Source organism: Nocardioides furvisabuli (assembly GCF_021083185.1).
Taxonomy (GTDB): Bacteria; Actinomycetota; Actinomycetes; order Propionibacteriales; family Nocardioidaceae; genus Nocardioides; species Nocardioides furvisabuli.
Map to the genome: position 1 here is coordinate 572,333 of NZ_JAIGQB010000003.1, position 8,747 is coordinate 581,079.

The following is an 8,747-nucleotide window of genomic DNA, read 5'->3' on the forward strand; positions in this document are numbered from 1 at the left end:
TCAGTGGCAGGGGAAGCCGAGCAGGTGTCGACCGTCGTGGACCCACTCGTGGATCGCGGTGCCCGCGGGGATGGTGATCGCGCCCTGGACCGAGCTGATCAGCACGACGACCGACATCGCGAAGAGCGCGCCGAGGACCAGCCAGGGAGCGATCTCCCGCAGCGGGATGGCAAGGTCGGCCGGAGCGACGGTGGACGGGGTGGAGCTGGAGATGGCGTGCGCCATGGTGTTCCTCCTACGGGATGAAAGCGTCCCGGGTTGATGGGGAGTGACTTCCAGTCCGTCGGGTCTGACTTCACCGCTCGGTGTGGCTGAGCGATGTCACAGTAGCGCCACTGCGCCGGATTCCCACCGGCTTCCTCAGGACTGGGTGCGTGGAGCGTAGCGCACCCAGGAGGTCGTCGGTGACGGCCTCGCGGCGGGCGCTGATCCGGACCCATGCGTCGCTCAGCCCCGGGAACGTGTCGGCCCTGCGGACCGCGAAACCCCTGTCCCGTAGGGCTTTCCGGCTCCCGACGCCCGTGCGGGCGAGGACGTACGGCGCGGTGCTGGGCACGGTCTCGATGCCGAGATCGTGCAGTCCGTCCTCGAGGTGCCGGCGCCGTCGTTCGAGCTCATGCGCCCTCGCCAGCGCCTCTTCGCGGGCCTGCTCGTTGCTGGTCGCGATCAGCGCAGCGATGGCGGGCGCGGAGACGGACCAGGGTGTCTGGAGGTCCCGCAGGGCTCGTACGACGTCGGGCTCGGCGAGGACGTAGCCCGCGCGGATCCCGGGGATCGACCAGATCTTGGTGAGGCTGCGGAGGACGACGATCCCGGCGTGGCGCTCGTCGGCCAGCGTCTCGACGTCGTCGTCGAGGAAGGCCTCGTCGACGACGACCACCCGTCCCGGTCTCGCGAGTCCGCGGATGACGGCCGCGGGGTGGCGTACGCCGGTCGGGTTGGTCGGGTTGCCGACGACCACGAGGTCGGCGTCGACGGGCACGTCGTGGGGGTCGAGGCGGAAGCCGTCCTCGTGCCGCAGGACGACCTGGCCGACCGTGTGGCCGGCGGTGCGCAGCGCGACCTCGGGCTCGGTGAACTGCGGGTGCACGACCACCGGGTGCCGCCATGGCCGCAGCCGCGCGATGAGGGTGAAGGCCTCGGCGGCGCCGGCGGTGGCGAGCACGTCGGCCGGCTCGCGGCCGTGGCGTCGGGCGACCGCGGCCTCTGCGTCGGTGGCGTCCGGGTAGGCGTCGGCGTCCGCGAGGCTGTCGGCGAGCGCGCGGTCGAGCCAGGTCGGGCGTGGGCCGTCGAAGACGTTGACGGCGAGGTCGACCAGCCCGGGACCGGTGTCCTTGTCGCCGTGGTGGCGCAGGTCGGGACCCCGGTGGGTGCGGGCTGCCTCGACGAAGCGCGCGGCCAGCTGCGGGTGGCCGGCCCAGTGGGTGTGGAGGTAGGACGCGTGGAGGGTGGCGGTGGCGACGCCGGCGGGGTCGGGCATCAGCCAGGCCGCGTCGCCGGTGGGGGTGCGCGTGAGGTGGGTGCGGTGGAACTCGTGCCCGGTGACCACCTCGCCGGCGCGGGCCAGGAGGTTGTCGGCGGGGGAGGTGGCGGTGCGGTAGGACAACGTGAGCCGCGGCGCCATCTCGGCGGTGGCGTCGACGGCGCCGACCATCGGCAGCGCCGGCCCGTCCGGGCCGCGCACCGACTCGCAGAGGTAGAGCAGCCCGGCGCACTCCGCGACCGTCGGCAACCCCCGCGTGATCGCCGTACGCAGCTCGCGCAGCAGGCGCTCGTTGGCCCCGAGCTCGGCGGCGTGCATCTCCGGGAAGCCGCCTCCGAGGTAGAGCCCCGTCGTGCCCTCGGGCAGGCGGGTGTCGGTGAGGGGGTCGAGCTCGACGACCTCGGCTCCGGCGGCCTGCAGCAGCAGAGTCGTCTCGGCGTAGCGGAAGGTGAAGGCCCGCCCGCCCGCGACGGCGATCCTGGCGCTGCCCGCTCTCACCCCTGGTAGTCCACCGGGAAGTGGTTGTCCCGATGGGTGGTCAGCAGCCATTTCCCGGTGGACTACCCGGGGGTCCCACGGCGGCCCCTCCAGCCCAGGCGCCGCGCGCGCGAGACGTACGACCCGCTCGAGGTCCACCCGCTCCGCGATCTGCGCCGCCAGCCGGTCGAGCGCCGCCGAGGCGTCCGCCCGCTCGGCCGCCGGCACCAGCCCGAGGTGCCGCGAGGGCGCCTCGATGCCGTCGTCGCGCTGGAGAACCCCGAGCACCGGCAGCTGGTCGCCGATGGACCGGACGACCTCGTCGGCGTGCCGCGCCGACCCCGCCTTGTTGAGCACGACCCCCACGACGTCGACCGGCGGCTGGGCCCAGGTGCGGAGGCCATGGATGGTCGCGGCGATGGTGCGCGAGGCGGACGAGATGTCGACGACCAGCACCACGGGCGTACGCGTCACGCTGGCGACGTGCGCGGTCGAGGCGAACCCGTCACCACCGATCTGCCCGTCGTACAGGCCCATCACGCCCTCGATGACGGCCAGGTCCGCGCCGGCGGCGCCGTGCAGCAGCAGCGGCACGAGGCGTTCCTCCCCGACGAGGTGCGGGTCGAGGTTGCGGCCGGGGCGGCCGGTGGCGAGCGCGTGGTAGCCGGGGTCGATGTAGTCGGGGCCGACCTTGTGGCCGCTGACGGTGTGGCCGGCGCGGGCGAGCGCGGCCATCAGCCCGGTGGCGACGGTGGTCTTGCCGTGGCCGGAGGCCGGCGCGGCAACCATGAGCCGGGGGAGGGTCACCACTCGATGCCTCGCTGCCCCTTCTGCCCGACCTCCATCGGGTGCTTGACCTGCCCCATCTCGGTGACCAGGTTGGCGGCCTCGACCAGGCGCGGGTCGGCGTGGCGGCCGGTGATGACGACGTGCTGCCGGCCGGGTCGGCTGGTCAGCGTGGCGACGACGTCGTCGACGTCGACCCAGCCCCACTTCATCGGATAGGTGAACTCGTCGAGGACGTAGAGGTCGTGGCGCTCCTCCGCGAGCGCGCGCTTGATCTCGGCCCAGCCCTCGGCGGCGTCGGCGGCGTGGTCCTCCTCGGTGCCGGCCTTGCGCGACCACGACCAGCCGGAGCCCATCTTGTGCCAGGTGACGGGCCCGCCCTCGCCGGTCTGCTCGTGCAGCTCGCCGAGGCGCTCGAGCACGGTCTGCTCGCCGATGCGCCACTTGGCGGACTTCACGAACTGGAAGACCCCGATGCTGAAGCCCTGGTTCCACCCGCGCATCGCCAGACCGAAGGCGGCCGTCGACTTGCCCTTGCCGGGACCTGTATTGACGACGATCAAGGGCCGGTTGCGGCGCTCGCGCGTGGTCAGCCCGTCATCGGGGATCGTGGTCGGCACTCCCTGCGGCATCAGGCCCTCCAGCCCTCGACGTGGATGGCCTCGTCGAGGGTGCGGCCCCCGCGCCAGCCGTGCCGGACGAGGTCCGGCACCTCCTGCAGCTCGGTGACCGGTCCCAGACAGAGCCAGGCGACCGGGCGTACGCCGTCGGGCAGCCCGACGAGGTCGGCGAGGAACTCCTCGCGGTAGAACGACACCCACCCGACGCCGAGGCCCTCCGCGGTGGCGGCGAGCCAGAGGTTCTGGATGGCCAGGCAGGTGGAGTAGAGCCCGGTGTCGGCGATCGCGTGACGACCGAGCACGTGCTGCCCGCCGCGGTCGGGGTCGTACGTCACGACGACGCCGAGGCCGGACTCGCGGATGCCCTCGACCTTGATCCGCTCGAACCTCTCGCGGCGCTCGCCGTCGAGCTGGGCGGCAAAGGTCTGGCGTTCGGTCTCGACGTGCTCGACGAACGTCTCGCGTGTGCGGTCGTCGAAGACGAGGACGAAGTCCCACGGCTGCGAGTGCCCGACGCTGGGTGCGTGGTGGGCGGCCTCGAGCACACGTCGCAGCGCCCCGAGGTCGACGGGCTCGCCGCTGAACTCAGCACGTACGTCGCGGCGGCGGGCGATGACGTCGTAGAGGTCCTGGCTCAGCGTCTGCGCGCTCATGCGGCGTTGGCCAGTGTGGTCAGCGCGCTCGCGCTGACGTCGGCGATCGGCAGGTGGGTGGCCTGCATGGCCCGCGCGAGCGAGCCGGCGAGGCCCATCCGCATCGGGCCCTGCTCGCAGTCGACGACGACCGCGGTCGTCCGGTGCTCGGCGATCCACTGCCCAGCCTGTCGGCTGCGCGCGACGGCGTCGGCGCCGTGGGTCGCGCGGCCGTCGGTGATCACGATGAGCAGCGGGCGCCGCCTCGGGTCCCGCACCGCTTCGACGCGCAGCACCTCGGCCGCAGTGAGGAGGCCCTCGGCGAGTGGCGTACGCCCTCCCGCAGGCAGCTCGGCCAGACGCCGGGCGGCGATGTCGACCGAGTGCGTCGGCGGCAGCGCGACGTCGGCGCCGTCGCCGCGGAAGGTGACCAGCCCGACCTTGTCGCGGCGCTGGTAGGCGTCGAGCAGCAGGCTGAGGATCGCGGTCTTGACCTGCTCCATCCGCTTGCGCGCCGCCATCGAGCCGGACGCGTCGACGCAGAAGAGGACCAGGTTGGCCTCGCGTCCCTCGCGCCGGGCGGTGCGGAGGTCGGAGTGCTCGAACCTGAGCCGACCTTGGGTGCGGCCGCGTGCCAGCTGGTGCGGCGCGGCGGCGCGGATCGTCTCGACGAGGTGCAGCCCGCCCTGGCCGGTCGGGTCGATGCCCGCGCGCCGCCCGTTCGACGTCAGCGCGCGGGACCGCTTGCCCGACTCCCCGGCTCCGGTGCCGGTGACCTCGAAGCGGCGGACTTTGTAGGGGTCCGCGGCGGCCACCACACTCGTTGGTTGAGGAGGGCCCTCAGCGCCCGTCTCGAAACCCTGGTCCTCATTCGCTGGTCGAGTGGGGCGCTCCGCACTGCCATCCGTTGGTTGAGGAGGGCGCTCAGCGCCCGTCTCGAAACCAGGCCCCTCGGAGTCTCCGTCCCCCTCATCCTCCGGCTCCGGCGGCAGCGGCGGCTCCGGCTCCGGCTCCTCGTCCCCGAGGACCGCGTCGAGCAGCTCCTCGTCCAACCCCGGCGCATCGAACGGATTCCGCCGCCGCCGGTGGGGGAGCGCCAGCAGCGCGGCGTGGCGGATGTCGGCCCGCGTGACGGTGGTGCGTCCGTTCCACGCGGCGTGCGCGACGGCCGTACGCGTGGTGACGATGTCGGCGCGCATCCCGTCGACCTCGAAGGCGGCGCAGACCTCGGCGACCTTGGTCAGCACCGCGTCGGTGAGCTCGACCTCGGGCAGCAGCTTGCGGGCGGCGGCGATCCGATCGGTCAGCGTGCGCTCCGCGTCGGCGTACGCCTCGACGAACGTCTCCGGGTCGGCGTCGAAGGCGAGCCGGCGGCGTACGACCTCGGCGCGCAGTCTCGGGTCACGTGGCGCGGCGATCTCGACGGTGAGGCCGAAGCGGTCGAGGAGCTGGGGGCGGAGCTCGCCCTCCTCGGGGTTCATGGTGCCGACGAGCACGAAGCGGGCGGCGTGGTCGACCGAGACCCCGTCACGCTCGACGGTGGAGCGGCCCATCGCAGCGGCGTCGAGCAGCAGGTCGACGAGGTGGTCGTGCAGGAGGTTGACCTCGTCGACGTAGAGCAGGCCGCGGTGCGCGCGGGCGAGGAGGCCGGGCTCGTACTCCGCGACGCCGTCGGCGAGCACCTTGGACAGGTGCAGCGAGCCGAGCACGCGGTCCTCGGTGGCGCCGACGGGGAGCTCGACGAGGCGCACGGGCCGGGTCTCGGTCTCGGCGTCGAGCGGCCAGTCTCCATCTGGAGACGTTTCTCCGGGACGGCTCGAGAACCGGTCGCCGGCGACCACCTCGATCGGCGGCAGCACGGAGGCGAGGGCGCGCACGGTGGTGGACTTCGCCGTGCCCTTCTCGCCCCGCACGAGGACGCCGCCGACCTCGGGGGAGATCGTGGTGAGGACCAGCGCGAGGGTCATGTCGTCGCGGTCGTCGGCCTGTGAGGGGACGATCGCGGACAGGGGGTACTGCAGTGGCATGGGGGCTCCCGCTCTCGTTGCCAACTTCTGGTGGATGGCGGGAGGCCGGTCTTCGGACTTCTCTGAACGCCTGGATCGACGTCTCGAGTCACCGCAGCGGGCCCTGTGCCGGATTCTCACCGGCTTCCCAGATTCTCCCCAGACTTCGGGGCACCTCTCGCCTTGTGCGCGTCACGATAGCGTCTGCGGCCATGTCGTCCACCGGGGTGCCCAGCGAGGTCGTGGTCGTCGGGATCGGAGCCGACGGCTTCGAGTCCTTGCCCGCGTCGTCGCGATCGCTGGTGCTCGAGGCGGCGGTGCTGTGGGGTGGGTCGCGGCACCTGTCGCTGGTGCCTGCGGTGCCCGGCCAGGTGCGGGTGCCGTGGCCGTCGCCGCTCTCTGATGGCCTGCCGTCCTTGCTTCGTGAGTACGCCGGGCGTCCCGTCGTCGCGCTGGCGTCGGGGGATCCGCTGGTGTCGGGGATCGCGTCGACCCTGCTCGACCTGGGAGCGCCCGTACGCGTGGTGCCGGCCGTGTCGTCGGTGGCGCTGGCGCGGGCCCGGATGGGATGGTCCTTTGAGTCCTGCGCGGTGGTGACCGTCGTCGGGCGGTTGGTGGCTCGTGTGTTGCGTGAGTGCGCGCCGGGGCAACGGGTGCTGGTGCTGTCGTCGGATGCGTCGACGCCTGATGCGCTCGCCTCGCTGCTGGCCTCGTCGGGCTGGGGTGCGTCGCGTCTGACGGTGCTCGGGGACCTGGGGTCTTCGTCGGAGTCGTCCGTCTCGGGTGTCGCGTCGTCGTGGTCCGAGACGTCGCCGGCGTTGAACGTCATTGCTCTCGAGGTGGCCGGGAACGGCCTCGCATCCTGGGCGCCGGGCCTCCCCGACGACGCCTTCGAGAACGATGGCCAGCTCACCAAGCGCGACCTCCGCGCCTCCGCTCTCGCCCGTCTGATGCCTGCTCCCGGTCAGCTCCTTTGGGACGTCGGTGCCGGGGCCGGGTCGGTGGGCATCGAGTGGATGCGGTCCCGCCCGACCTGCCGCACCATCGCCATCGAGTCGGACCCCGAGCGGGCTGCGCGGATCGCCCGCAACGCATCTGCCCTCGGGGTCCCTGACCTTCAGGTCGTCGAGGGCCGCGCGCCTGCAGCGTTGTCGGGCCTCGAGTCTCCAGACGCGATCTTCATCGGTGGTGGCGCCACCCGGGAAGGCGTCCTCGACACGTGCCTCGCCGCGCTGAGGCCCGGCGGCCGCCTCGTCGTCCACGGAGTGACCCTCGAGACCGAGGCGCTCCTCGCCCAGGCGTACGCCGACCACGGCGGCGAGCTCACCCGCGTCGGCGTCGAGACGACCGCGCCGGTCGGAACCTTCACCGGCTGGACGCCTGCCCGCGCGGTCACGCAGTGGGCTTGGGGCAGAGCCGAGAACTGAGGCACCCAACCAGCTTCGATTCGCCACCTACGGGCGCGAACCGGCCCCGAGCCGCGCCGATAGCAACCTGCCTCGGCGGATGATGCAAGTAGCTGGCCCTGCAATCGAGCTTGCCAGGCTACGCGACGCTACCGGTCACTCGAACGATGTTCGCCAGGAACTGAGGCACCGTTGTGTTGCCACCAGCTTGCGTGTCATAGGAGTACGAGCCAACCACCTCCACATAGAGGGTGACCAGGTCGTCCTCTACGACATTCGCGAACAAGTTCGGTCCCGGCGCCGATATCAGGCTGTTGGTATCGAAGTCGTACCACTCGTAGCCTGGAGTCGCTGACGTGTCCGCAAGCAGGTTCTTCGGCCCCGTTACAGAGTCGGACTGTGTCACGTAGCCGTAGAGCATGATCTTCTTCCCGACGTGAGCGTCCGGGTTCTTGACGATCAAGGCTAGGTCACGATCAGTCACAGCCCGGTATGTGGCTGGGTTCACGCGTGCCGCTTCGGCTGCCGCCCTTTTGGCCTTCTCGGCCGCTGCTGCCTTCTGGGCCTTCTCGGCCGCAGCCCGCTCCTCACGCCTTTTTTGAGCCTCGGCGCGTTTCTCCTCACGCTCTTGCCGCGCTTGCTCACGGCGCTCGGCTTCTATCTCCTCCGCGGACCGGGTGGGATCGGAAGAGGGCTCATCTTCTGATGAAGGATCGTCAGCGGCGGAGGTGGGCTCGGCCTGCGTGTCGTCGGGCAACAGGTTGCCGAAGATCGACAGTGCTACGAGCACCGCTGCCGTGATCGCCCACCATCGGAAGTACCACGGCTTCCTTCGAGCTGACCCAGCCATCGAGGGAGCCTGAGGCCCCGCGCCCAAGCCTGGGCCGATGATGTCGGAACCTGCAACACCCTCATCGGGCGCGGGAGTGGGCTGGGTTCGGCTGGTCCACGTCTGACCATCCCACCAGCGCATCTGCTGACTATTCGTTTGGTCTGGGAACCAACCAGGCGGCGGTGGTGGTGTGCTTGACGACATAACGATCTATCCCCCGTTGCGGCTGCAGAGCCCGGGGCCGGCTGTAGCTCCGGGCTTTGTCACCATCTCATCGGCACTGCCCACTTGTTCAGGAAAGCCGATGATCCCCAGTTGGGAGGAGCGCGAGCACCCCTGTTCTAGCGGGGGCGGGGGCCGCCTCCGAGGTACGTCACTCCGGCTCCCTTCTGTTGTCAACCGGTTCGGCGTAGCGTCTTCTCCGCGGGTCCGGGAAGTGGCTGATCCGAAGTGTCGATGTGCGGGTGCAGGTCGACCGCGCTGGATTGAAGAGTCGCCCCGCAGT

Annotated in this window: 7 protein-coding genes, 1 pseudogene and 1 riboswitch; of the genes and pseudogenes, 1 reads left to right on the forward strand and 7 read right to left on the reverse strand. The window is 71.5% G+C overall.

Annotation, left to right across the window (positions count from 1 at the left end):
- The 5 genes from K4G59_RS09135 to K4G59_RS09155 form a co-directional block, all read right to left on the reverse strand.
- Complete coding sequence (locus K4G59_RS09135) at positions 1-225, reverse strand: CbtB domain-containing protein (protein WP_231250649.1); 225 nt, start codon at positions 223-225, stop codon at positions 1-3.
- A 70-nt stretch (positions 226-295) separates the two neighbouring features.
- Positions 296-2,767, reverse strand: a complete 2,472-nt coding sequence (cobBC, locus tag K4G59_RS09140) for a bifunctional hydrogenobyrinic acid a,c-diamide synthase/histidinol phosphate aminotransferase CobBC (RefSeq protein WP_231250650.1) — start codon at positions 2,765-2,767, stop codon at positions 296-298.
- On the reverse strand, positions 2,764-3,378 hold the full coding sequence (gene cobO, locus K4G59_RS09145) for a cob(I)yrinic acid a,c-diamide adenosyltransferase (RefSeq protein ID WP_231250651.1): 615 nt from the start codon (positions 3,376-3,378) through the stop codon (positions 2,764-2,766). Before cobO ends, cobBC begins: the two co-directional genes overlap by 4 nt.
- The gene (gene bluB / locus K4G59_RS09150; RefSeq protein ID WP_231250652.1) at positions 3,378-4,019 is read right to left on the reverse strand and encodes a 5,6-dimethylbenzimidazole synthase; all 642 of its coding nucleotides are present in this window, start codon (positions 4,017-4,019) and stop codon (positions 3,378-3,380) included. Before bluB ends, cobO begins: the two co-directional genes overlap by 1 nt.
- The gene (locus K4G59_RS09155; protein ID WP_231250653.1) at positions 4,016-6,025 is read right to left on the reverse strand and encodes a magnesium chelatase subunit D family protein; all 2,010 of its coding nucleotides are present in this window, start codon (positions 6,023-6,025) and stop codon (positions 4,016-4,018) included. Before K4G59_RS09155 ends, bluB begins: the two co-directional genes overlap by 4 nt.
- A 26-nt stretch (positions 6,026-6,051) precedes the next feature.
- Positions 6,052-6,198, reverse strand: a riboswitch (cobalamin riboswitch).
- Positions 6,199-6,216: 18 nt separating this feature from the next.
- Here K4G59_RS09155 and cbiE point away from each other — a divergent pair.
- A complete protein-coding gene (gene cbiE, locus K4G59_RS09160) occupies positions 6,217-7,431 on the forward strand; it encodes a precorrin-6y C5,15-methyltransferase (decarboxylating) subunit CbiE (RefSeq protein ID WP_231250654.1) in 1,215 nt (404 codons plus the stop codon).
- Positions 7,432-7,549: 118 nt separating this feature from the next.
- Here cbiE and K4G59_RS09165 read toward each other — a convergent pair whose 3' ends face one another.
- Together K4G59_RS09165 and K4G59_RS20650 are read right to left on the reverse strand one after the other, a co-directional pair.
- Positions 7,550-8,260 (reverse strand): hypothetical protein, encoded by a 711-nt coding sequence (locus K4G59_RS09165; RefSeq protein WP_231250655.1) that lies wholly within the window; start codon positions 8,258-8,260, stop codon positions 7,550-7,552.
- Between the two features lie 75 nt (positions 8,261-8,335).
- Positions 8,336-8,446, reverse strand: a pseudogene (locus tag K4G59_RS20650) (DUF2510 domain-containing protein); the annotation flags it as partial.
- Positions 8,447-8,747: the final 301 nt, after the last annotated feature.

Coding starts and splice junctions, on each gene's coding strand:
- K4G59_RS09135 (WP_231250649.1), bottom strand. CDS start 225: ATGGCGCACGCCATCTCCAGCTCCACCCCGTCCACCGTCGCTCCGGCC.
- cobO (WP_231250651.1), bottom strand. CDS start 3,378: ATGCCGCAGGGAGTGCCGACCACGATCCCCGATGACGGGCTGACCACG.
- bluB (WP_231250652.1), bottom strand. CDS start 4,019: ATGAGCGCGCAGACGCTGAGCCAGGACCTCTACGACGTCATCGCCCGC.
- K4G59_RS09155 (WP_231250653.1), bottom strand. CDS start 6,025: ATGCCACTGCAGTACCCCCTGTCCGCGATCGTCCCCTCACAGGCCGAC.
- cbiE (WP_231250654.1), top strand. CDS start 6,217: ATGTCGTCCACCGGGGTGCCCAGCGAGGTCGTGGTCGTCGGGATCGGA.
- K4G59_RS09165 (WP_231250655.1), bottom strand. CDS start 8,260: ATGGCTGGGTCAGCTCGAAGGAAGCCGTGGTACTTCCGATGGTGGGCG.